Origin of the sequence: Mesorhizobium sp. B2-3-2 (assembly GCF_006442295.1) — a bacterium.
GTDB lineage: Bacteria > Pseudomonadota > Alphaproteobacteria > Rhizobiales > Rhizobiaceae > Mesorhizobium.
This window is the reverse complement of the sequence record NZ_VFWA01000009.1, coordinates 110,042-134,025: the sequence shown is the minus strand read 5'-3', so window position 1 is coordinate 134,025 and position 23,984 is coordinate 110,042. Positions and strand designations below refer to the sequence as shown.

Sequence of the window (23,984 nt, the reverse complement as noted above, 5' to 3'; positions counted from 1 at the left end):
GCTCGCGCCTGCGCTAGCTTGCCGTATCTTACAGGCTGTTCAACCGAAGCTGATTAAAAAAAGCCGGATTGATGCGATTACGAAGAAGCCGGCACGCTCGTAGAGTGAGAATATAAATGGCGCAGATCTCGGATGATTGCTTCGCTTTCGGCGGACAGATGCGGCCCATCGACGAGACTGCCGCGCTGATCGCCTCGAAACTCAGCGCCGTAAAGGAGGTAGAGACGGTCCCGCTCTTGCTGGCGGATGGGCGCGTCCTGGCAAAAAAGATGGTAGCCTCGCTGCCGCTGCCGCCCTTCACGAATTCCGCGGTCGACGGCTACGCCGTGCGAGGGGCAGACCTGCCGCAGGCTGTCGAGACGGCGTTCGCCGTTGCCGGGAGGGTTCAGGCCGGCATGGCGGCAAATGAACCTGTGCCGCCGGGCCAGACGGTACGCATCTTCACTGGCGCTCCAATGCCCGACGGGGTCGATACGGTGTTCATGCAGGAAGACGTGAGCATCGACGGCTCGGGCAGGATCCTTCTCCCGCCCGGCCTGAAAAAGGGTGCCAATGTACGCCCTGCGGGTGAAGATGTCGCATTGGGCGAGGCCGTCCTCCCGGCGGGCCACCGGATGCGGCCGCAGGATATCGCGCTCGCCGCCGCATTGGGGCTCACCGAACTCCAGGTCAGGCGCAGGATACGCGTGGCAGTGTTCTCGACCGGGGACGAAATCGTCGCGCCGGGAGACATGCGCGGACCGGCGCAGCTTTTCGACTCCAACCGTTTCATGCTGACGGCGATGCTCGCTCGACTCTGCTGCGACACCACCGATCTCGGTATCCTCGTGGATGACAGTAGCCTGATCGCTGAAAAGCTGAGCGAAGCGGCATTGAGCCATGACCTGATCCTGACTTCGGGCGGTGTGTCGACGGGCGAGGCAGATTGCGTGAAGGCCGCCGTCGAGAGTGCCGGAACCCTGGTGTTCTGGCGCGTCGCGATCAAGCCGGGCCGGCCGGTCGCCATGGGGGTGATCGATGGAACCCCGCTGATCGGACTTCCTGGCAATCCGGTGGCGAGCTTCGTCACCTTCGCGCATATTGCCCGCCCGGCAATCCTCGCCCTTGCGGGGGCCCTCCAGCAAACGCCGACTCCGATCGCGATGCGGGCCGCCTTTTCCTATAGCAAAAAGCAGGGACGGCGCGAATATGTGCGAGCAAGCGTACGCACGGCCGCGGATGGTAGCTACGAAGCGACGAAGTTTCCCAGGGAAGGCGCAGGACTGTTGTCATCGCTGGTCGCGACCGACGGTCTCGTCGAATTGGGAGAGGAGATAGTCCGTGTCGAGCCCGGTCACACGGTCCAGTTCCTCCCCTATTCCAGTCTTATGTGAGAGCCGTCGGACCGCGTCCTCGAAACGAGAGCCGCAACCCGGGCTCGATTGACGGAGCCAGGCCCTGTCGGGCATCATGCCGACCATGATAACCACGACGAAGTTGGATCTGACCGGGCTTAAGTGCCCTTTGCCAGCACTGAAGACTCGTAAGGCACTGAAAGCCTTGAAGCCAGGCGAGCGGCTCGAGGTTCACTGCACGGACCCGCTGGCGGTCATCGATATCCCCAATCTGCTCAACGAGATGGGCGAGCGACTTGAAGCGACGGAACGCGACGGCGATCGCGTCGTGTTCATGATCGAAAAGACGCAGCCCGCGACGATGTGACGAGTTGCACCCCGTCGGCGGCGGCCCCAAGATTTGCGAGGCAATGCTTGCGCTGGTCGTGCAGGGGACATGTCGTGCCTCATAGTCGACATCCTGGTCCGCGGGATATCGTTAAGAGGTAAGAGCGTTTCACTCGGGGAGGTGAGCACATGACGATCCAGGAACGACGGCCGCGTGATCGCGGACCAAAGGGCAGGCCGCTGGATGACGCCGCGCTCGCCGAGGTCCAGGCGATTCTCGGCGCGCGCCAGCGACGGCGCGACTTGCTGATCGAATTCCTCCATCTGATCCAGGACCGATATGGCTGCCTGTCGGCGCGGCATTTGCGGGCGCTGGCGCAAGATATGCGCTTGTCCCAGGCCGAGGTCTACGAGGTGGCGACCTTCTACGACCATTTCGACGTTGTGAAGGAAGGCGAGACGCCGCCCGCGCCGTTGACAATCCGCGTGTGCGATTCGGTGAGTTGCATGCTGGCGGGCGCCGACACCCTCCTGGCCGAATTGCAAGCGGGCGCCGATCCAGCGGCGATCAGGGTCATGCGCGCGCCCTGCATGGGCCGTTGCGCTGGCGCGCCTGCCGCGCGTATCGGCGATCGCGAGGTCGACCAGGCAACCGCCGAAGGCCTGAGGCGCATGGCCGCGGCAGCGGAGACCGGTGTGAGCGTGCCCGATTATGTCGGGCTGGAGGCGTATCGGCAGGCGGGCGGCTACCAGCTTTTGCAGCGGGTACGGATTGGGGCGCTGACCACGGACGAGCTCATCGCCACCCTGGGCGATGCAGGCTTGAGGGGTCTGGGCGGTGCGGGTTTTCCGGCTGGCAAGAAGTGGCAGTTCGTACGCTCCTATCCGGGCCCGCGTCTGATGTCGATCAATGGCGACGAGGGTGAGCCCGGCACCTTCAAGGACCGCATCTATCTCGAGCGAGATCCGCACCGTGCCTTTGAGGGTGCATTGATCGCGGCGCACGCCGTCGAGGCGGAACGGATCTATCTCTACATGCGTGACGAATACCCTGCGGTGCTCGCCATTCTTCGCGAGGAGATCGCCGCGCTCGAGGCCACCGGCATCGTCAAGCCCGGCTTCATCGAACTCCGCCGCGGCGCTGGCGCGTATATCTGCGGCGAGGAGAGTGCGATGCTGGAAAGCATCGAGGGCAAGCGCGGCATGCCGCGCCATCGCCCCCCCTACATCGCCGAGGTCGGCCTGTTTGGACGGCCGACGCTCAACCATAATGTCGAGACGCTCTGGTGGATCCGCGACATCGTTGAAAAGGGCGCGCAATGGTTCGCTGCGCAGGGCAGGCCCGGCCACCCCGGCATCCGCTCATGGTCCGTGTCCGGCCGGGTGAAAAGTCCCGGTGTCAAGCTGGCGCCGGCCGGCGTCACGGTGCGCGAATTGATCGACGACTATTGCGGCGGCATGGCCGACGGTCATGAGTTCAAGGCCTATTTGCCGGGTGGCGCCTCAGGCGGCATCCTGCCAGCGGCACTGGGGGACATTCCGCTCGATTTCGGCGGCGATCTGGCCAAGCAGGGGGCCTTCGTCGGCTCCCATGCTATAGTCGTGTTCTCGCGGGCCGACAATATAAAGCAGGTCACGCTCAACCTCATGAAATTCTTCAAGCATGAGAGCTGCGGGAAGTGCACGCCGTGTCGCGAGGGAACCGAGAAATTGGTGGCTATCTTGCAGGAGCAGGGCCCCATGCCAGAAGACAAGATTCGCGACCTCGAAGCGGTGATGCGCGATTCGTCGATCTGCGGCCTGGGCCAGGCGGCGCCCAATCCGATCAATCATCTGCTGACGCATTTCCGGAGTGACCTCTGATGGCCGATAGCGTGGTATTCACCCTCGATGGGCAAACCGTGAGCGCCGCCCCTGGCGAGACTATCTGGGACGTCGCCAAGCGCCAGGGCACAAAGCTTCCGCATCTGTGCCATGTCGATATGCCGGGCTATCGCCCCGACGGCAATTGCCGCGCCTGCATGGTCGACGTCGAAGGCGAGCGCGTGCTGGCTGCCTCCTGCGTTCGCCAGCCTTCCGCCGGCATGGTCGTGAAAACCGATACCGAACGCGCCCGCAAGTCGCGCGAGATGGTATTCGAGCTCCTCGCAAGCAACATGCGACCGGCGAGCGACGGTCCGGACAACCAGTCGGCGTTCTGGCAATGGGCCGGTTCGATGGGGATTTCGGGCAGCCGCTTCAATTCGAAGTTCGCCGGGGATGGCGTGGAGCCGGAATTCGACATCACCAATCCGGCCATTGCAGTCAATCTCGACGCCTGCATCACCTGCGGCGCTTGCGTGCGCGCCTGCCGCGAGGTGCAGGTCAACGACGTGATCGGCATGGCCGAGCGCGGCAATCACTCGGTTCCTGTCTTCGATATGCACGACCCGATGGGCCTGTCGACCTGTGTCACCTGCGGCGAATGCGTCCAGGCTTGCCCGACTGGTGCGCTCTACGAGAAATCGCTGATGGACGAGACCGGCAAGACACGTGTCGTCCAGGCGTTCGACAAGGTGGTCGACACGGTTTGCCCGTTTTGCGGCGTCGGCTGCCAGACGCAGGTCGCCGTCAAGGACAATAAAATCGTCCAGGTCGACGGCCGCAACGGCCCGGCGAACGAGAACCGGCTCTGCGTCAAGGGCCGCTTTGGCTTCGACTATGTGATGTCGCCCGAACGGCTGACGAAGCCGCTGATCCGGCGCGACGACGCGCCGAAAGCCGGCGACATTGATCTGCGCAGTGTCGACCCGCTGACAGTGTTCCGCGAGGCCAGTTGGGAAGAGGCGCTGGAGCGCGCCGCCAGCGGGCTGAAGCGCATCCGCGACCAGCATGGTGGCAAGGCGCTGGCTGGCTTCGGCTCGGCAAAGGGGTCGAACGAGGAGGCCTATCTCTTCCAGAAATTCGTTCGGCAGGGTTTCGGTACCAACAATATCGACCACTGCACCCGGCTCTGCCATGCCTCTTCCGTGGCCGCTCTGATGGAGGGCGTTGGCTCTGGCGCGGTCTCAGCGCCTTTCATGGACGCCATGAAGGCCGAATGCGTGATCATTATCGGGGCGCGGCCGGCGACAAACCATCCAGTGGCGGCCACCTATTTCAAGCAAGCGGCAAAGCGCGGCACCAAGCTGATCGTGATGGATCCGCGCGGCCAGGAACTGATGCGCCACTCCAGCTATGCGCTGCGCTTCAAGCCGGGCAGCGACGTGGCGATGCTCAACGCGCTGCTGCACGTCATCATAGAAGAGAGGCTCTATGACGAGCAGTACATCCAGGCCAATGTCTCCGGCTTCGAGGCGCTGAAGGCAAAGGTCAAGGATTTCTCGCCCGAGGCGATGGCTCCCGTCTGCGGTATCGAGGCCGGTGTGCTGCGCGAGGTGGCGCGCACCTATGCCAAGGCGGAACGCTCGATGATTTTTTGGGGTATGGGCATTTCGCAGCACACCCACGGCACGGACAATTCGCGCTGCCTGATCGCGCTGGCGCTGATCACCGGCCATGTCGGGCGCGCCGGCACAGGGCTGCATCCGCTGCGCGGCCAGAACAATGTCCAGGGCGCCTCGGACGCGGGCCTCATCCCGATGTATTTCCCCGACTACAAATCGGTGGAGAATGCCGACATCCGCGGCCAGTACGAGAATTTCTGGGGCCAAACGCTCGATCCCAAGCGCGGCTTGACCGTCGTCGAGATCGTCGACGCGATCCATGACGGCGAGATCCGGGGCATGTACATCATGGGCGAGAACCCGGCCATGTCCGATCCCGACCAGAGCCATGCGCGCGCCGCGCTCGCCAAACTGGAGCATCTGGTTGTTCAGGACATCTTCCTGACCGAAACAGCGTGGCATGCCGACGTGGTGCTCCCTGCCTCCGCGCATGCGGAGAAGCTCGGCACTTACACCAATACCAATCGGCAGGTGCAGATCGGCCGACCGGCCGTCAACCTGCCGGGAGAGGCGCGGCAGGACCTCGATCTCATCATCGAGCTTGCCAGACGCATGGGGCTGGGCTGGAACTACGGGCACGTTTCGGATGTCTTCGCCGAAATGGCGCAAGTAATGCCGTCGCTGAAGCACATTTCCTGGGAGCGCATCGAACGCGAGGAGTCCGTCGTCTATCCTGCCGATGGTCCTGATGTTCCTGGCAACGAGATCGTCTTCACCACCGGGTTCCCGACCGCGGATGGCCGCGGGCGCATCGTGCCCGCCGACCTCCTGCCTCCCGACGAGGTGCCCGATGACGAATATCCGCTGGTGCTAACCACCGGGCGCCTGCTGGAACACTGGCACACGGGCGCCATGACGCGCCGCGCCGGGGTGCTCAACGCCATCGAGCCCTACGGCATTGCTGCGATGAATCCCTACGAGATCAAGCGCCGCGGCCTGGCGCAGGGAGACGTTATCAACGTGGAGACGCGGCGCGGCATCGTCGAAGCCATTCTGCGGGCCGATCGAGAGGTCGCCGATGGCATGGTTTTCATGCCGTTCTGCTTTGCCGAGAGCCCGGCCAACATGCTTACCAACCCTATGCTCGATCCTTACGGCAAGATCCCGGAGTTCAAATATTGTGCCGCACGGATCGTGCCGGCATCGAGATCGGTCGAAGCTGCCGAATGATGTTTGGAAACTGCCCGCGGAGATAGTGTTGGGCGACGACTGACTTGAGGAAGTCCATTGCTCGACGGCCGCCGGAATAGTCGGGCAGGCCGTTGCGAAGGCTCGCGACAGATGGGTGGGGCTCTGTCGCCGGCCAGATGTGAGCCACGGTTGTGCGGAACGCCCTCAACTCGGCGTTCTTCTCGCGAGGTTTGATTTGGCTGAAGGCGACGCGAGACGCCATCACCGGCCAACCAGCAGCAGCCTTCCGACGAGTGCTGCTGTTAGAGTGTATCGTCAGGATAGATGCCCCAAAGGCGGGTTTGCCTGACGAAGCCTGCCAGCGAATTGACCGCGACCCTGCACCATTGCCCGTCGCAGCGCACCAGTTCGACAATTACTTCCGGCGCCAGCCAGGCGGTGACGAAGCTGGAGACCGAAGGCTTCCGGCGCAGCGCGATCTTGTCCTTGCCCCATGGGGCGGTTACAGCGGTCCTTCGCCCCGAAAGAAGCGGACCGAAGACCCAGCCGGATGTTCCCTGCCAGTCTCGCACGCGCCGCCAGTTTCCATATTCCTGGTAGATTTCAAGCGGAATCCTGGGCCGGACATAAACCCATTCGACGTCATATTGGGTGCCCGGTCCGACCCGCATATTCACAGGAGAACTCTTCAACGACGCGAAGCGGGGCAAGGCAATCCCATTGGCGGCGGCTTGAGGGCCGGCCTTTGTGACGGTTGCAACACATAGTGCAGCGATGAGGCAACAACGAAGGAGGCTACCCGTGACGAAAAAGCCGCAACCGGTGTCTTGATAAGTTGACGAGACGACGTTGCTCCGAGGCGCACGACCGCGGCGTTTCACAGGGAAGCCCCACGCGAAGGATCGAAGAGGGCTCGAGGACATCTTTCGATATTGCCGCATGGTCCTGGTGAGACGACCTCGGGAGAAGCGAGTTGCAGCGTTTGCATGGGCGTTCGGTCCCACCTACCGAGTGAGCGCGTAGCAATCGATGTTTTTGAGCGCCAGTCGCCCGCAAGCGCGCCACGCTTCCGACTTGTTGTCGAAGCCGGCATGTCTGGCGCGGTAGTACACATCGCCGTCTTTTTCGAAGGCCTCGGTAAAAGCAGGAGTATTCGCGAGCAACTTGGGCGCCTTGCGAGCCGCTAGTGAAAGAATTTCACGAGCCGCGGCCTTGCTTGGCATCGATCCAATCTGGATGATCCATTGACCTTCGTGGGTGGAAGCGGTGCTCATCGGATCGATGGCATCGGCAGACAAGGCCTGCTCCCTGGGTACATCGCCCATCGCCTCAGCGACGAAAGCGGCTCGGGAATCGGTCACCTGAGCCGGCTTCCACGTCGGAGTGGGCACCGGTGCGCTCGAAGCCGCGGAGGCCACCAATGCGCTTTCTCCGCCACGATCGATCCTGAACCGGTCGGGACCGTTGGAAGCCTTGGCCAAATAGCGGCTGATGAGACGCTTCATGCGCGCATCTCGGCTCCTGGCCGTCTGCCCGCCCATCACCACCGCGACGATGCTGCGGCCCTGCGCCTCGACGGAAGAAACCAGATTGAAGCCCGAGGCATTCGTGTATCCCGTTTTGATCCCATCCACGCCCTTCACCCGGCCGAGCAGATGGTTGTGGTTGCCGAAGCGCCGACCTTTGTATTTGAAGGATCGGGTGTTGAAGTAGGAATAGTAGCCAGGATGATGGTCCCTAAGCGCCAGGCCCAGACGTGCCATGTCGCGCGCCGTGGTCTTCTGGGCTGTATCGGGCAGTCCGTTGGCGTTCCTGAACGTGGTGGAGGTCATTCCCAACTGTCGTGCTTTTTGCGTCATGAGACGTGCAAAGCCGGCCTCCGACCCGCCGAGGAACTCGCCAATGGCCGTCGCGGCATCGTTGGCGGACTTCGTTACCAGCGCCAATATGACCTGTTCGACGGTGATCGTTTGACCTTGCTTCAGTCCGAGCTTGGAGGGGGCCTCGTTGGCGGCATTAGCCGACACCGGTATTGCCGTGCCTTTAGAGATCCTGCCGCTCTCCAGCGCGTCGAAGACGAGGTAGAGCGTCATCATCTTGGTGAGAGACGCTGGATAGCGCGGAGCGTCCGCATGATCCCTGTAGAGGGTCTTGCCGGTCTTGGCATCGATGACAATGGCTGAAAATCTGGAATTGGCCTGCACGGCGGAAGCAGAGGCGGCGCAAAACACGATGACGACCGAGATCCTCAAGGCGAATTTCAACAATGACGCCGGGAAGGCGACAAGCTTCTCCAATACCAGATACATCCGCCCGCCCGTCGCCGCTCCGTTGTAAAATGTGGCCGAGCGATCCGGCCATCGGATCACGAAGCTAGGCAGGCACCGTTACCAATTGGTTATCGCATTCTTAACGAGAGGCCGCAAATTGTCGCGGCTCTACCCCTCGATCTCGGGCTCGTATGGTGGCTTTGCCGGAGCGAGGAAATCCGATCTCACCCATTCGGCGAATTTGCCGTTTGAGATGCCGTTCTCCTTGCTGCAGTCATTGCGTCCCGATTCCACGAAGGTGGACACTCCCTTGTAGCAGCCGGCATTGGAATAGCCGGTTATGCGCGACCATTCGTGGTCCGTCTCGTAGACGATGACCGTCTCGCGATAAAACAGCATCCCGACGATGCCGCATTCCATCGATGGACAACTGCGCCGCTTGGCATTTTCGCCAGCGACCCACATCCGGTTTTCTGCTTGCACGGGTTGGACGAAAGCCACGAGGGCCGCCAACAACGTGGTCGCAACCAATACGGCCCTCCGCATCTCGGATTCAGGTCCGCCTGCTATCCGACGAGAAGTCATGCGCCCCTGCGCCAGGTCGTCCATATCGAAAGCAGCAGCATGTCCTTTGGAACGGAGGGATGCCAATAGCTGAAGAACTCTCACGCCTGCACTCCGCCAACATCGATATCGGCACTTTATCTTTGATCAGCAAGCTGTCGACCAAAATCGCGATCCGTTCGATGTTCGGAATGAAGGCACGCCCAATCCGCGGCTCCGGCGCTGGCCACCAGTGCCGCGCCAGATAAGGTCGGTCGCCGCGGCGGTTCGCGGACCTGGCGCTGCGCGGATCGAGGCAAATCGGATCAAAATCACCGATACATATATCGACTACTTGTGCTTCTCCTCAGGCTTTCATACCCAAAAGAACTGCCTCCCAGGTGTGGCCTGATATTCGAAGCCTGAAGATTCTATTCCACATCCTCACGTCCGTACCCTGAGGGCTTGCTCCAGCCTGTCGGCGATCTGTGTGACGATATAGGCAATCACCATGTAGATCACGACGGCAATCACGAAGGCTTCGAGATAGTAGAAATTCAACGCGGCGGTCAGCTGTGACTGCGCGAAGATATCGACAACCTCGATGGCGAATCCGAGTGAAAGCGCCTTCATGATAACCATCATCGAGGTTGTCAGATCGGGAATTGCTGTCAGGGCGACCTGGGGAAACAGCACCCGTCGAAACAGTTGGCCCCTTGTATAGCCAAGCGAATAGGCTGCGTCTGCCTGACCGGTGTCAAAGGCGTTGAGGGCTCCTTTGATAATCTCCGCCTGGAACGCGGCGACACAGCCGGTCACCGCAATGACAAGGATAACCCAATTGGGCGTTTGGTGGGCGTTGAAGTCTATGCCAACCAATGCCAACGGAAACTGGAGCGCGGGGGGAAGACCGAAATAGGCGAGGAAGATCACGATCACCATCGGAACGCCCTTGAAGATGACCTTGTAGGCCATGACGAGCTCTCGCAGTGCGGGAATCCGTCTATATTCCACGAACGCAAACAGGCTGCCGACCATCGTCGAGAGCAGGAAGATCGTAAGGGCCATTGCAAGCGTTACGGGTACGGCGCCCAGAATTTCCCGCGAGTCCTGGAGCAGGATATCGGTATCAAACATGGTCAAATACCCTTGTTAGGTCACACGCTCGCGATCAGTGTGTTCTTGATCTGAGCAGATGTCGTAGCCTCTGGTGCCTGCATCGGGGAACGAAGCTCGAAGAAGCGGACGATGAGCCATGCGATCAGGCACATCACCGAATAGATGACCGCCAGCACGAGATAGGTTTCGAACTGGTACTGATTATAGTCGCGCTCCATGATCAAATGCGCGGTCGCCATGACATCCGCCGCCCCGATGTACATCACCAGCGCAACGTTATGGATCAGGTAAATGACGGAGTTCCCGTAGCCCGGCAACGCGAAGTGCACTGCTTGTGGCCCGATGACCCGCGTGATTTTCTGGCGAAAGGTATATCCGAGACTGTCTGCCGCATCATGCTGGCCGCGATCGACGGCCAGATATGCAGGTCGCAGGACTTCTGACAGGTAGCCACCGTGATAAAAGCTCAATGCCACCATCGCAGCGATCGTCGGCGAGAAAAAATCTTCTGAGCCGAACAGGATTACCAACAAGGGAAGCCCGTAAAACGCAACGAACAATTGGAGGACGACGGGAACACTCCGGGCATAGGATACGTAGAGGTCCGCCAGGTGACTGATCACAGCTACCCTGCGGACCCGGAGAGTTGTCGCGAGGAGAGCGAGGCAGAACCCAGCAATGAGGGCCGTAAAAGTGATGGCCAGCGTCAGCGGCAACGCTGAGAGCAACTCGGGAATCATAGCAGACACATCCACCTTGAACACTCCTTCTTGCAGTTCGGCCTTGCCGCTAACATCCAAACGCAGTTGAGGACGCTTGTTACTTCATGTATTTCACGATGTCCTCGCCGAACCACTTCCGTGAGAGCTTGTCGATCGTGCCGTCGTCCTTCAGTTCCTTGAGCACCTTGTTGACGTCCTCGGCCAGGACCTTGTTTTCCGCTGATCGGTGAATCAGCATGTAGGTGTTGTTGCTGTAGACCGGATCGGATGCGACGATATCGAGCTTCTTATTGTCGATGACCGTCTGCTCACCGAGGTTAGACGGTAGAACCAATGCGTCGAACTTGCCGTTCTGAACTTCATCCAGGCGGTTCGGGTAGGGGATCCCGGCGCTCGATGCCGTGACCTCGAGCTTGTATTGCGGATTCTCTTTCTGCCAGTTCATGATGAACTTGTAGGTTCCGCCACCGGCCGTGGTCGGAACGATCCTCTTGCCGACCAAGTCCTTCATTTCCTTTATGCCGCTGTCTTTCTTGCTATAGATTTTCATCAGACTGGCGCCCATCGGGTTCTCTGGAATGATGAATTGCTTCTCTCGCTCGGGCGACTTGTAGTAGCCACCTACGGCGATGTCGTACTTCCCGGTGGCAAGGCCGGTTTCCTGGGCGATGTCAGAGACACCTTCCATTTCGAACTTGTACTGCGGCAGCTTCGCATTGATCGCCCTCAGAAGATCGGGCTCATAGCCTTGCGGCTCGACGCCGATCGCGCCCCAGGCCAGCGGCTTGGATTCGGCAGACGTCGCGATCTTGATCGTCCGGACGGTCTGACCATAGCCGATCCCTGCGGTTGCGAGGGCAATTGCGATGCCACCAGCGACGGCCAGGACCTGGCGGCGGGAAAAACCGGATGTGATTGCAGACATTTCTTGGGTTCCCTTCTTGTTGAGCTATTGAAAAGCGAGTTCTGACTGCAGGAATTGAGCCAGTCGTGGACTGGAAGGCGCGTCGAAGATTTCAGCCGGACTGCCGTCGGCGGCAACCACGCCACGGTCCATGAAGACGATCCGGTTCGAGATGTTCTTTGCGAATTGCATCTCGTGGGTCACAAGCAGCGACGTGATCCCTGACGACGTGACATCCTTGATCACCTTCAAAACTTCACCGACGAGTTCAGGATCCAGCGATGACGTGGGCTCATCGAAGAGCATGACGTCAGGACGCACCGCTAGCGCGCGTGCGATGCCGGTGCGCTGGAGCTGGCCGCCCGAGAGCTGGGATGGATAGCTGTCTCGCTTCGACGAGAGACCGACCCGATCGAGCTCTCTGAGCGCGATTTCCCGCGCCTCTTCCCTGGATTTGCGCTGCACCACAACGAGCGGATCCATCACGTTTTGAAGGACGGTCATGTTCTTGAAGACGTTGAACTGCTGAAAGACCATCGCGGTCCGCAACCGGATCGCCTGGACAGCGGCCTTGTCGGCACGCTGGTAATCCATCCGAACCTGATCGAACGCGATGGTTCCTGACGACGGCTTGGCCAGATAGTTGATGCATTTCAGCAGCGTGGTCTTGCCGGTGCCACTGGGGCCGATGATCGACACCACGTCACCCCGCTTTACCGAGAGATTGACGCCGTTCAGGACCTGCGTGCTTCCGTAAGACAGCTTTATATCTTTGAGTTCAAGCATTGCTGGTTGGCCCTTCGGAAAGTGTGGGACGGACTGGCTTGACCGTATGCGACGTCATCACCCGCTCTCCGCATGGCCCAGCACGTGCATCAGCCGGTTTGCCCAGCCGAAGATCGCTATGGCGTGGACAAGGTCGATGATTTCGGCATCATTCATGCCGACTGATCGCAGCGAGGCGACGTCGTCTGCCGTCGCTTCCGACGGCGCCGCCGACAGGCGGCGGGCAAAGTTGTAGATTGCCGCATCGCGCGACCCAAGCTTTTCAGGTTTGTCGAGATACAGCGCGGTGACCACTTCATCGCTCTTGGTCAGCTCTGCATGCCGGCGGGCGTGAACGACGGCACAGAATTTGCAGCCATTGACGATCGAGGCACCCAATGCGCCAAGCTCGCGGTCGGGACGGGCAAGCCCGCCCTCGACGTACATGATCGCGTTGAACAACACAGTGCGGGCAAGATAGCTCTCGGGATCATGCACAAGGGTGCGCACATATTCCGAAACTTTCTTGGCCGATGGCGTAACCTTCATCGCTTCGAGCTGTTCCGGCGTTGCCTCCGATAGCTCGACCGGTGCGATATAGGGATGCCAATTCAGCGGCTTCAGGCGCACCGAGGAAATCATGCCCGCCTCATCAATCGCAAGCCGGTCGCGACCCGGGTCTGGAAGTTGATGAAGGCAATCAATTCGGAGAGCGCAACAATCTGGGGATTGTTCAATCCGGCTTGGGCGAGCAGGGCAATGTGGCTTGCTTCCGCCTTTTTCGGCGTCAGGGTGATCAGGTCAACATGTCGGGCGATGATCGCCAGGGGTTCATTCAAATCCGTTTCCCCCCGGGCCAAGGACAGAAGCTGCTCCGTGGGACCAAGCTGAGCCAGTTGCGCATCATATTCGGCCACCAGGACGGGATCGGCGTTCAGAGCTGCCATGCGACGGGCCAGAGCGACCCGCAAATTCGGCGCCAGCCCCTGATCGTTTTCCGGCTGCAGGACGGAGAGGCGACATTCCTCGGCCCCTCGCACGAATTCGGGCTGAAACCGCCGTGCAACGAAAAGGGCATCGTCCGGTGAAAGACCTGCAGCCTTGTCCATTGCGTCGATCACAGCGCGGCCTCCTTATGCAGCAAGGGTGTTGAATCGACCCATTCGTCGCCCAGAAGTTCCGGGGTGTCGTAGGCGATCAGATTGGCGAAGTGGGTTTCGACATCTTCGGCGAACAGCGACGCGGCAATGCCGCGGACCAGACGGTCGGCACCGGCGCTGACGGCCGGGATATCGCCGGAGACCTTGCCATGGGTCAGCATGGCGGCGTCGTTGAAGCAGTGGACATGCGCCAGCATCGGGCAGGAACCGGGGACGCGCTCGCGAAATTCGAAGGCGGGGCCGAGATCAGGTGCCTCCAACATGCCTGCGCGCGGCGGCCCCATGTCCGGCGTATATCGACCATCCGACCAGGTGCGAATGTGTGGGGCAAGGGCAGCGAGTTCCGGGCGACCACTGAAGTCATTTGAAAAGCCGGTCGCAGCGATCATGAAATCGTAGCGCATCGGCCCTTGCGTGGTTTCGACCAGAAGGCCTCCGGCATCTTCCTTTACCGCGACTACGCCACAGTCGAGAAAGAAGCGGGCATTCGCATGATGAGACACGCGAAGCGTCGATGAACGCGGCGGCGGCGTCTGGGTCGAGGCGGTGTAGTCGAAGAATCTCCACTTCCAGGCGTCAGGCAAATGATACATGCCGAGGATGACACCCTGGCTGCCGATCCCGGTCAGCTTGTTGATGCGCGGCATTTCCTTGCGCCGGATCAACATGTCGACTGAACCGGCGCCCGCCTCGAGCGCCGTCGCGGCATTGTCCATCGAAGAGGCGCCGGCGCCGATAACCGCCACACGCTTGCCCTTCAGTGCATCAAAATCGATGTCGTCGGCAGAATGGGCCCAATAGGAGCGATCGATGCCCCTGAGGAAATCGGGCACGGCAAAACCGCCGAGGCCGGACCGACCGGTGGCGAGAACGAGACGACGGGTGAGAACCCGGCCGGTTTCCGCGCCCTCGACATCGATCGCAATCAGATCGCCGACGGCTGCAACGCCTGTCATGCGCACGCTGTTGCGCACTGGCAGACCAAGAACGTTCCGGTACCAGACCAGGTAGTCCATCCACTGGCCTTTGGGGATTTTGTCCAGCGACCGCCATGCCTCAACGCCCCATTGTGCCGTGAACCAGGCGCGGAATGTCAGCTGCGGCAGGCCGAGCGACGGACCGTGCAGCGTTTTCGGCGACCGGAGAGTTTGCATGCGGGCAAACGTTATCCATGGCCCTTCGAAGCCGGCCGGAGCCGCGTCATAGGCAACGACATTGGTTATCCCCGTCAGCACCAGCTTTGCGGTGGCAGCAAGTCCGCACATGCCGGCGCCGATCACAACGACGTCACGGACCGACACGCCGTCGCGCGAACGCGCGGGAACCCATGGCTTGGCCGGCAGTTCGAGAAAATCGAGGTCCTGAGCAAGTTGTGCTTCGAGCGCGGCTAGACCTCTCGGGGGGACCGAACTGGGGGTGTGCTTCATATTCCCGTTCCGTGATTTGTGCCGGAGGCAGGATCGGTCACCAATTGGCCGGCCAGGGTCGGATCGAGTTTCTTGAAGCCAACGATCGACCGTTCAGCCACCGCCTCGACCGCATCCACCAACGCCTGCGCGACTGGACGAAGGGGGCGTTTTTCGGCAGCCACAACACCCCAATAAAAGAGGACGGTTACGTCGATCGGGCGGATGACGACCCCAGGCAATCCCACGCCATAGGCGGTGAGGGGATCGATGACAGCCGCAACACCAGTCCGGCGTACGATCTGCAGCGCTCCATAGGCGGTATTCGTGCGGATTACTGGCCCGGTGTCGATGCCCCTGGCCGCCAATGCCTTGGAGACATGCAACTGGAAACGCAGCGGGTTGAGCAACGTGGCGACGCGGCGGCCGGCAAAAGCGGAAAGCGGTATGACATCTAGTTCGGCCAGCGGATCATCCTCCCGCACGGCAGCAACATCAGGCGCCGAATAGAGCCGCAGGACATCCAGACCGGGCGTATCGAGCGGTAGGCTTGAAAACCCGACCTCGGCACGTCCGCTGCGCACTTCCTGAGCGACGGTCGAGGGAAGAAACTGCCCGAGATGCGTCTCGTGCGGAAGCTCGGCACCTTGGAGTTCAGCCAAGGCCGTCGGGATCAAGCCCGTGCCGATCGCGGAGGTGGTGACGATCTGCAGGATTCGCCCTCTGCCGGCGGCGATCATCTTGGCCCGCGCCGCGAGTTCGGTGAAGGACATCAGCAGGCGTCGTGCTTCCTCCTCGAACGCGACTCCTTCTTCAGACAACTGCACTCGTCGACCGATCCGATGCAGCAATTCGAAGCCAAGTTCGGCCTCGAGCTCCTGAATGGTGCGCGTCACCGCAGGCTGGGAGCGCCCGAGCATGTCAGCCGCCCTGGTGATGCTGCCGCTGGCAGCAACCGCAAGGAAGGTCTGAAGGTCCCGGGTTTCCATGTTCCTCCTACATGCGTAATCCGTATGATTGACATCGTCTCATTCGTTTTTGATATATGTCAAGCGGAAACGAATGTTCGTTACGGGCTTTGTGCATATGCCGGCTTCAGCGCCAGAATCCGGGATCGGAGGCGGACAGGGACGCCAGACGCGGCTCCGGCTTCAGGTGAAGGCGGCAAGGATTTTCGAACCGCAAAGCCTGCGACAGGAGGAATGTCATGCGTGTGAGTATTCTGGGCGCAGGAGCAATCGCTTACGGTCTTGCTGCCTATTTGGCAGGATCGGGGCATTCGCCAATGCTTTGGTCACCGTCGGGACAGCGCACCAGGGCGTTGGCTACCGGCGAATTGTTGAAAGCGACGGGAGATATCGCGGCGAAGGTACCGGTGCGCATTGCCAAGGATTGCAAGGATGCCATCGCCAACGCGGACGTGGTGGTGATTGCGCTTCCGGCTTACGGCCACAGGATGGTGATGGATGCTGCCGCCCCCCATCTGATCGATGGAATCCCGGTCATCATCAGTTCGCATTGTTCGTTCGGGGCACTGTATCTCTCCAAGCGGTTGGCGGAGCGCAAGGTTCGCTTGCCGATCGTCCTTTGGGGCACAACACTGTTGACCGGGCGACAACTCGGACCAACCGAGGTTCATGTCACCACCATTCGCCAGAAGCTTGACGTCGCGACGCTGCCTTTCAAGGCTGAGGATGAAGGATACGGACTTTGCACGAGCTTATTCGGTGATCGTTTCGTCAAGCGCGACGGCATGCTTGCGATCGCGCTCAGCAACCTCAATCCGCAAAACCACTTGGGAATCGCCCTTCTCAATCTGACACGCATGGAAAAAGCCGAGCAATGGAGCCAGGGGGGAAACGTCACCCCTGCCGCTGGCCGCCTTATCGAGGCTCTGGATGCCGAACGGCTAGCCATCGCCGCCCATTTTGGTATCGCGGTTCGCACCGTCCAGGAGCATTTTTCATTGTCGTTTCATGTTCCGAAGGGAACCGTTTCGGAGATGAACCAGGAGATGGATCGTCAGGGCCGTGGCGGCTTTGGTCCGACAACAATCGAAAGCCGCTACATTCTCGAGGATGTTCCGTTCGGACTGCTGCCGACCGTATTGTTGGGGAAGATCGCCGAGAAACCGGCGATGCTCCACGAGTCTGGAGTTTCGATACTATCGGCGGCCTACGGTCGCGATCTCAGGGGGGATAACGATATTCTTCCCGCGCTCGGCCTCGAGGGAATAGCAAAAACGGATCTCGAAAACCTTTGCCGCATAGGGTTTTGAGTGCGTCCGCAGTCGATGCGGCGCGCAGCGTCAGGGCGATGTCGCCGCACGAGTTCGAGGCGAGGCTGAACCTCGAAAGGCAGGGAACATTCCGCCTTTCAAGGGTCGCGCACAACGATGCAGGGACAGCACTGCCGGTTTGGCCAGCCAACCTATTCACAGACAGCGATCAAAGCCGCGCCTTGGTGCTCCGGGGTGTCGCCAACAACAGGCTGGTCTCGCTGCCGGTAATGCCGGGGATCAGGCGGATGCGCCGCAGCACGGCGTCGAATTCGGTCAGTGTCTGTGTCCCCAGTTCTATCACCAGGTCCCAGCGGCCGTTGGTGGTATGGATCGTCGAAACCTCCGAGAAGCCGCCAAGGGCGCGGATCACACGATCGGCGGCATGCCCTTCGATTTCCACCATCATGATGCCGCGTACTCGCTGGTCGACGGCATCGGCTCGCAGGATGACGGTATACCCGATGATCGCGCCGGCTTTTTCAAGACGCTCCATGCGGGACCTGACCGTTGCCCGCGAGACGCCGACGTCCATGGCAAGGTCCGAGATGCTGCGCCGCGCGTCATGCCGCAAAAGCGTGATGAGCTGTTCGTCAAGCTGATCCATGGCTCAGAATGCAATCAAATCATTCCATTTTGATAGGCCATTTCGACAAATATGCCAATTTGATATGTTCATCCTGCCAGCTATCCGCGCTCCAATAGGGGATCGAAAACGCGCGCGGGGACATAGGAATGCATTGCACGATCGTCGGGGCACCGATCCAGGTCGGCTCGGGCCGGATGGGTTGCGAGATGGGCCCCAGCGCGCTCCGTACCGCAGGCCTGGCGGCCGCGCTCACGGAACTCGGGCATACGCTGGCCGATCTTGGAACCGTCGCCTCTGCCGACCTGCGCCCGATCAGCCACGGCAATGCCGCCTTGAAGGCGCTGCCGGAAATCGTCGCATGGACGGCGGCGATCACCGAGGCGGCCTATGCCGCCAGCGCCGGCGCCATGCCGATCTTCCTTGGTGGCGATCACAGCATTTCCGCCGGCACGCTGGCCGGCATCGCCCGCCGGGCGGCGGAAGCCGGCCGCCCGCTGTTCGTGCTGTGGCTCGACGCGCATCCTGATTTTCACACGCTCGACACCACGACCAGCGGCAATTTGCATGGCGTGCCGTTGGCTTATGCCAGCGGGCAACCAGGCTTCGAGGGCTACTTCCCCAGCCTGGCGGCTTGCGTGGATCCGGCCCGTATCTGCACACTGGGCATCCGCAGCGTCGATCCGGCGGAGCGCGAAGCGCTTCGCAAGGCGGGCGTCACCGTGCACGATATGCGCACGATCGACGAATATGGCATGGCCCCGCTGCTTCGCGCCTTTCTCGAGCGGGTCAGCGCTGAAAACGGCATGCTGCATGTCAGCCTCGATGTCGATTTTCTCGACCCGTCCATCGCGCCGGCCGTGGGCACTACCGTGCCCGGCGGCGCTACCTTCCGCGAGGCTCATCTGGTGATGGAGATGTTGCATGACAGCCGTCTCGTCACCAGCCTCGACCTGGTCGAGCTCAATCCCGCACTCGACGAACGCAACCGCACCGCGACCCTTCTGGTGGACCTGACCGCGAGCCTGATGGGCCGGCGGATCATGGACCGTCCCACACGGAGTTATTGAGCTGTGACCCCCAATCTGAATATCGTGCCCTTCGTCAGCGTCGATCACATGATGAAGCTGGTCCTTGCCGTCGGCATCGATCGTTTTCTCATCGATCTCGCCGCCTACATCGAAGAGGATTTCCGACGCTGGGAATTGTTCGACAAGACCCCGCGCATCGCCTCGCACAGCATCGACGGCGTCATCGAACTGATGCCGACGAGCGACGGACAGCTCTACGGCTTCAAATACGTCAACGGTCATCCAAAAAACACGCGCGACGGGCGCCAGACCGTGACGGCGTTCGGCGTGATGGCCGATGTCGGCAATGGCTATCCGATGCTGCTTTCGGAAATGACCATCCTGACCGCATTGCGCACGGCGGCGACGTCGGCCGTCGCGGCCAAATACCTCGCCCCCGATGCGGCGGACTGCATGGCAATCATCGGCAATGGCGCCCAGTCGGAATTCCAGGCCATCGCCTTCAAGGCCCTGCTCGGCATCGACAGGCTTCGCCTCTACGACATCGATCGATCGGCATCCTTGAAATGCGCGAAAAACCTTGCCGGGTTCGGTTTCGACATCGCGATCTGCGCTTCGGCGCAGGAGGCGGTGGAAGGGGCCCACATCATCACGACGGTCACCGCCGACAAACGCTCCGCGACCATCCTGACGGACAACATGGTCGGATCGGGTGTGCACATAAATGCCGTCGGCGGCGATTGCCCCGGCAAGACGGAGCTGCATCGCGACATACTGCTGCGCTCCGACATCTTCGTCGAATACCCGCCGCAATCGCGCATCGAAGGTGAAGTCCAGCAACTCGAGCCGGACCATCCCGTGACAGAGTTGTGGCAAGTGATGACCGGCAAGGCCGCTGGCCGCCGGGATGCCAGCCAGATAACCTTGTTCGATTCCGTCGGCTTTGCGATCGAGGACTTTTCCGCGCTGCGCTACGTCCGCGACCAGCTTCAGCGCACCGGCCTCTACGAGGAGCTCGATCTGCTGGCGGACCCGGACGAACCACGCGACCTCTTCGGCATGCTGCTGCGCGCCGACAAGGCCGCAGAGGTGAGGGCCATATCCGGCTGAGTTTTCGCAGAGAGCTTGCTGCCGGATGCCCACCTCGCAATATCTGCGGCGCCAAACAACCGGTTTCAGGATCGAGCAAGCCCACGACAACAAAATGCCCCGCCCGAGGGGCATGATCTGCAGGGGGCCAAGACCACAGGCTCGCACAGTGTGGCGGCTGGATGTCCCTGGCTAAAGTGACAGCTTTTGACGGAACGCCAATGGCCTCAGCCGGAAACCAGGTTTGTCAGCAGGGTTGCCGCCTCGGTGCCGGCCAAGCCGAGGTCGCGAACGCTGCTCATGTGATTGGTTGCAGGAAGGGTGGTCTGCGAGACCTGTAGTCCCTGCTCCTTCAGATGCCGCGCAAACGCCTCGGCCTGGCTGTGGAATGGCGGCGTCTCATCGGCTCCGACAGCGATCTCGACCGACACTGACGGATCGAAACGGCGGGTGAGCGGCGAGAACCTGGCTGCGTCCTCGTCGGTTATCGCGATCTCGGCGGCAAGGAAGGAGGTCTGAAGCGGCTTCAAGTCGTAGAGCCCGCCAAGCAGCAACGCACCTTTGATTGTCGATGTCCGGCCGCCGTCATTGAAAAGCATCGTCGCAAGCTGGGCGCCGGCTGAATGTCCGCTCACGGTCAGGCGCTCGGTATCGCCGCCGCGATTGCCGATATGGTCGAGCACCCAGCCTTTGGCGCGGCGCACCTGGTCGACGATCGTGGCCATCCTCACTGCCGGCATCAGGGCATAATCGACGATGACCGCGATCGCGCCGGCGCGCGTCACCGTCTCGGCGACATAGGAATAGTCGCGCTTGGAGAACATGCGCCAGTAGCCGCCATGGATGAACATATGGACCGGCAAGCGGTCGCGTTTGCCCTCCGGAAAGAACAGGTCGATGGTCTCGGTGGCATGCGCTCCATAGGCGACATCGGCAACCATCGGTATTGTCGCGCGCACCTCCGCGCTGCGACGAACGATCTCGGCGACGATATCGTCGAACTCGGCGACGTGGTCGCGGATGCGGAAAGGATCATCCTGCATTGGCTGCCCGTTCACATGGTCACGGCGATGTACTTCGCCTCCATGAACTCGGCAATGCCGTGCTTCTGTCCGCCTTCGCGGCCAAGGCCGCTCTGCTTGACGCCGCCGAAAGGTGCCGCCGGATCCGACATCAGGCCGCGATTGAGCGCGACCATACCCGTTTCGATTTTCGACGCCACGTGCATGCCCCTGGCGAGATCCCGCGTATAGATATAGGCGGCAAGACCGTATTCGGTGTCGTTGGCGCGCGCGATGACTTCGTCCTCGTTCTCGAAGCGGCTGATCGGGGCCACCGGACCGAATATCTCCTCTTGGGCCATTTCGGCATTGGCGGGCACGTCCCGAAGGACGGTCGGCGGATAGAAATAGCCCTTGTCGTCGGCGACCACGCCGCCGCACAGGATCCTGGCGCCGCGGGCGACCGCGTCCTTGACCAACCGATCGATCTTGTCGACGGCCTTCCTGGTAATCATCGGACCGCATTCGGTGTCCGGGTCGGTGCCTGAACCGAGCTTGAGCGCGGCCATGCGTTCGCGCAGACCTTCGGCAAACGCGTCGTGGATGCCGGCCTGTGCGTAGATGCGGTTGGCTGCCGTGCAGGCCTCGCCGGCGTTTCGCATCTTGGCGACCATGGCGCCGTCGAGGGCCGCGTCCAGATCGGCGTCATCGAAGACGATGAACGGGGCGTTGCCGCCGAGTTCCATCGAGCATGAGATGACGTGCTTGGCCGCTTCGGCCAGCAGAACGCGACCCACGCCGGTCGAACCGGTGAAGGATAGCTTGCGGACGCGCGGGTCGGCGAGCATGGCGGCGGTCACCGGTCCGGGGTTCGAGGTGGTGAGCACGTTGACGACGCCGGGGGGCACGCCCGCCTCCTCGTACAGCGCGGCGAGCGCGTAGGCGGTCAAGGGCGTCTCGCTGGCGGGCTTCAGGATGACGGTGCAGCCGGCGGCCAGCGCCGGCGCGATCTTGCGTGTGGCCATGGCGGCGGGGAAATTCCAGGGCGTTATGAGCACGCAGATGCCGATCGGATGATAATCGACGACGATCCGGTTGGCGCCTGACGGCGCCATGCCGAACTCGCCGCTGATGCGGACTGCTTCCTCGGCATTCCAGCGGAAGAATTCAGCCGCGTAGGCGACCTCGCCGCGTGCGTCGCGCAGCGCCTTGCCGTTCTCCAGCGAGATCAGCGCCGCCAGCGTATCGGACCGCTCGACCATCAATTCGAAACAACGCCGCAGGATTTCCGAACGCTTGCGCGGCGCGGTTGCGCGCCAGCCCGCAGCCGCCTTCGCGGCTGCCTCGACGGCAGCGGCGGCATCGGCAATCGTTGCGTCCGGGACAGCCGCAATCACAGCTTCCGTGGAGGGATCGATCACCTCAATGAGGCGGCCGTCGGACGCCTGTCGCCAGTGTCCGTCGATGTAGAGGCCGTGCGAGAATGTGGTGTAGTCGAACATGTCCGGATCTTCGTTGAGTTGCCCTTGGGGTACGTTCATCTCATCACCTCTGGTCAGACTGAGCTTGCGGCCATGTCGCCGTCATAGGCGGCGCTCACCAGCCGCCGCATCCCGGCGATGTCGAAAGGACGAGGGTTGTTCTTGATCAGCCGATCGATGCCGAGCGCCTGCTCGGCGGTCCAGTCGATCTTGTCGTGTGGAAGACCCAGATCGGCCAGCGTGCGGGTGATGCCGATCGCCCCGAACAGCCGGGCCACTTCATCGATGGTGGCGCGCGCGGTCGCCTCGGCGCTCTTTGTCTCCGTCACCCCCAGAGCGGCGCCGACCGCCGCGATTTCGTTGGTCGCGGCGGGCAGGTTGTAGCTCATCACGTAGGGAAGCATCGTCGCCACGCCCAATCCGTGCGGCGTGTGGGTAAGCGCACCGACGGGATATTGCACGGCGTGGGCAGCCGCCGTTCCGGCCGTGCCGAAAGCGCAGCCGGCCGCCAGCGCCCCCATCATGACATCGGCGCGTGCGTCTTCGTCCGAGCCGTCCCGGTAGGCTTTTTCGAGACTGCGGCCCAGGAGCTGAATGGCCAGCAGCGCGAAATGATCGGTCAGGGCGCTCTTGCCGACAAAGACATGCCGCTGCGGCAATTGCGGATCGGTACCGCGTTTGGCGGACGTGAAAGCTTCGATCGCGTGGGTGAGCGCGTCGGCTCCGGCAATCGCCGTGAGGGAGGGCGGGCATGTCGCGGTGAGTTCCGGATCGCAGAGCGCGACCGCGGCAATGAGATGGGGACTGGAAATGCCGACCTTCAGGGTTCGCTCCGGATCGGAGATCACCGCCACCGGCGTCACTTCCGAGCCGGTGCCGGCGGTGGTCGGCACCGCGATTACCGGGAGCGTAGGGCCGGGCACCTTGAATTCCCCGTAGTAGTCCTGAAGCCGCCCGCCGTGACTGATCAGCAGCGCGGCGCTTTTGGCCATGTCCAGGCAACTGCCGCCACCGATCCCGATCACCATGTCCGGCTTGAAGTCCTTCGCATGGGCGGCGCAGACGGCAACGCTGTCACGGGGGACATCCGGGAGGATGCGATCGTAGACGAGCGTTTCGATCGAGCCTGCTCTCAGTGCCGCGCTGATTTGCGCGAACATTGGCGTTCCGGCGAAACGCTCATCCGTGCAGATGAATGCGCGCCGGCCATATTTGGCGGCAACATCAGGCAGCGCGTGGCGCTGGCCTTTGCCGAAAAGAATCTCACGCGGCAACCGGGCTGCTGCAAATAGCGTCATGAACTGTGTCCTTCGAATATGGATTGGCGAGCGGGGGATCGGAGATCATCGCTT

22 protein-coding genes are annotated in these 23,984 nt (G+C 61.6%); 7 read left to right on the top strand and 15 right to left on the bottom strand.

Translation table 11 applies throughout. The annotated features are described in order from the left end of the window. Positions 1-116: 116 nt before the first annotated feature. The 4 genes from glp (at position 117) to fdhF (ending at position 6,316) form a co-directional block, all read left to right on the top strand. A complete protein-coding gene (gene glp / locus FJ964_RS20665; RefSeq protein ID WP_140552104.1) occupies positions 117-1,373 on the top strand; it encodes a gephyrin-like molybdotransferase Glp in 1,257 nt (418 codons plus the stop codon). A 76-nt stretch (positions 1,374-1,449) separates the two neighbouring features. Continuing rightward, positions 1,450-1,701, top strand: a complete 252-nt coding sequence (locus tag FJ964_RS20660) for a sulfurtransferase TusA family protein (RefSeq protein ID WP_224624179.1) — start codon at positions 1,450-1,452, stop codon at positions 1,699-1,701. Positions 1,702-1,850: 149 nt separating this feature from the next. Further along, on the top strand, positions 1,851-3,524 hold the full coding sequence (locus FJ964_RS20655) for an NAD(P)H-dependent oxidoreductase subunit E (protein WP_140552103.1): 1,674 nt from the start codon (positions 1,851-1,853) through the stop codon (positions 3,522-3,524). Next, positions 3,524-6,316, top strand: coding sequence for a formate dehydrogenase subunit alpha (fdhF, locus tag FJ964_RS20650; RefSeq protein ID WP_140552102.1), 2,793 nt, complete (start codon positions 3,524-3,526; stop codon positions 6,314-6,316). The genes FJ964_RS20655 and fdhF overlap by 1 nt, the downstream gene beginning before the upstream one ends. Before the next feature lie 263 nt (positions 6,317-6,579). Here fdhF and FJ964_RS31390 read toward each other — a convergent pair whose 3' ends face one another. From FJ964_RS31390 to FJ964_RS20595, 11 genes are all read right to left on the bottom strand, one after another. After that, the gene (locus tag FJ964_RS31390; protein WP_281408267.1) at positions 6,580-6,954 is read right to left on the bottom strand and encodes an SH3 domain-containing protein; all 375 of its coding nucleotides are present in this window, start codon (positions 6,952-6,954) and stop codon (positions 6,580-6,582) included. Positions 6,955-7,281: 327 nt separating this feature from the next. Next, positions 7,282-8,586 carry a D-alanyl-D-alanine carboxypeptidase gene (locus tag FJ964_RS20640; protein ID WP_140552100.1) on the bottom strand — a complete coding sequence of 435 codons (1,305 nt, stop codon included), beginning with the start codon at positions 8,584-8,586 and terminating at the stop codon, positions 7,282-7,284. 129 nt (positions 8,587-8,715) lie between these two features. Then, positions 8,716-9,216, bottom strand: coding sequence for a hypothetical protein (locus FJ964_RS20635; RefSeq protein WP_140552099.1), 501 nt, complete (start codon positions 9,214-9,216; stop codon positions 8,716-8,718). Between the two features lie 318 nt (positions 9,217-9,534). Continuing rightward, positions 9,535-10,227: an amino acid ABC transporter permease gene (locus FJ964_RS20630; RefSeq protein WP_140552098.1), complete on the bottom strand. Its 693-nt coding sequence runs from the start codon at positions 10,225-10,227 to the stop codon at positions 9,535-9,537. 20 nt (positions 10,228-10,247) lie between these two features. Then, positions 10,248-10,964 (bottom strand): amino acid ABC transporter permease, encoded by a 717-nt coding sequence (locus tag FJ964_RS20625; RefSeq protein ID WP_140552181.1) that lies wholly within the window; start codon positions 10,962-10,964, stop codon positions 10,248-10,250. Positions 10,965-11,028: 64 nt separating this feature from the next. Next, positions 11,029-11,856 carry a transporter substrate-binding domain-containing protein gene (locus FJ964_RS20620; protein WP_140552097.1) on the bottom strand — a complete coding sequence of 276 codons (828 nt, stop codon included), beginning with the start codon at positions 11,854-11,856 and terminating at the stop codon, positions 11,029-11,031. A gap of 24 nt (positions 11,857-11,880) precedes the next feature. Beyond that, positions 11,881-12,621 carry an amino acid ABC transporter ATP-binding protein gene (locus FJ964_RS20615; protein ID WP_140552096.1) on the bottom strand — a complete coding sequence of 247 codons (741 nt, stop codon included), beginning with the start codon at positions 12,619-12,621 and terminating at the stop codon, positions 11,881-11,883. A 57-nt stretch (positions 12,622-12,678) separates the two neighbouring features. Further along, the gene (locus FJ964_RS20610) at positions 12,679-13,242 is read right to left on the bottom strand and encodes a peroxidase-related enzyme (protein WP_140517387.1); all 564 of its coding nucleotides are present in this window, start codon (positions 13,240-13,242) and stop codon (positions 12,679-12,681) included. Continuing rightward, complete coding sequence (locus FJ964_RS20605) at positions 13,239-13,721, bottom strand: hypothetical protein (protein ID WP_140552095.1); 483 nt, start codon at positions 13,719-13,721, stop codon at positions 13,239-13,241. The genes FJ964_RS20610 and FJ964_RS20605 overlap by 4 nt, the downstream gene beginning before the upstream one ends. Further along, a complete protein-coding gene (locus FJ964_RS20600; protein WP_140552094.1) occupies positions 13,718-15,187 on the bottom strand; it encodes an NAD(P)/FAD-dependent oxidoreductase in 1,470 nt (489 codons plus the stop codon). Before FJ964_RS20600 ends, FJ964_RS20605 begins: the two co-directional genes overlap by 4 nt. Then, positions 15,184-16,155: a LysR family transcriptional regulator gene (locus FJ964_RS20595; protein ID WP_140552093.1), complete on the bottom strand. Its 972-nt coding sequence runs from the start codon at positions 16,153-16,155 to the stop codon at positions 15,184-15,186. The genes FJ964_RS20600 and FJ964_RS20595 overlap by 4 nt, the downstream gene beginning before the upstream one ends. A gap of 218 nt (positions 16,156-16,373) precedes the next feature. Here FJ964_RS20595 and FJ964_RS20590 point away from each other — a divergent pair, with 218 nt between their 5' ends. Further along, on the top strand, positions 16,374-17,444 hold the full coding sequence (locus tag FJ964_RS20590) for an NAD/NADP-dependent octopine/nopaline dehydrogenase family protein (protein ID WP_140552092.1): 1,071 nt from the start codon (positions 16,374-16,376) through the stop codon (positions 17,442-17,444). A gap of 169 nt (positions 17,445-17,613) precedes the next feature. Here the strand turns inward: FJ964_RS20590 and FJ964_RS20585 are convergent, their stop codons facing one another. Then, positions 17,614-18,051 carry an Lrp/AsnC family transcriptional regulator gene (locus tag FJ964_RS20585; RefSeq protein WP_140552091.1) on the bottom strand — a complete coding sequence of 146 codons (438 nt, stop codon included), beginning with the start codon at positions 18,049-18,051 and terminating at the stop codon, positions 17,614-17,616. A 128-nt stretch (positions 18,052-18,179) separates the two neighbouring features. Here FJ964_RS20585 and rocF point away from each other — a divergent pair, with 128 nt between their 5' ends. Then, entirely contained in the window at positions 18,180-19,100 is a 921-nt protein-coding gene (gene rocF / locus FJ964_RS20580; RefSeq protein WP_140552090.1) for an arginase, read from the top strand. A gap of 3 nt (positions 19,101-19,103) precedes the next feature. Beyond that, positions 19,104-20,171, top strand: a complete 1,068-nt coding sequence (locus FJ964_RS20575) for an ornithine cyclodeaminase (protein ID WP_140552089.1) — start codon at positions 19,104-19,106, stop codon at positions 20,169-20,171. Between the two features lie 206 nt (positions 20,172-20,377). On the opposite strand, the gene FJ964_RS20570 is transcribed toward FJ964_RS20575, so the two are convergent. From FJ964_RS20570 to FJ964_RS20560, 3 genes are read right to left on the bottom strand one after another with little or no spacing between them, the layout of a single operon-like run. After that, positions 20,378-21,193, bottom strand: a complete 816-nt coding sequence (locus FJ964_RS20570; protein WP_140552088.1) for an alpha/beta hydrolase — start codon at positions 21,191-21,193, stop codon at positions 20,378-20,380. An 11-nt stretch (positions 21,194-21,204) separates the two neighbouring features. Continuing rightward, entirely contained in the window at positions 21,205-22,692 is a 1,488-nt protein-coding gene (locus FJ964_RS20565; protein ID WP_140552087.1) for an NAD-dependent succinate-semialdehyde dehydrogenase, read from the bottom strand. Positions 22,693-22,706: 14 nt separating this feature from the next. Further along, positions 22,707-23,930 (bottom strand): iron-containing alcohol dehydrogenase, encoded by a 1,224-nt coding sequence (locus tag FJ964_RS20560; RefSeq protein WP_140552086.1) that lies wholly within the window; start codon positions 23,928-23,930, stop codon positions 22,707-22,709. Between the last annotated feature and the right edge of the window lie 54 nt (positions 23,931-23,984).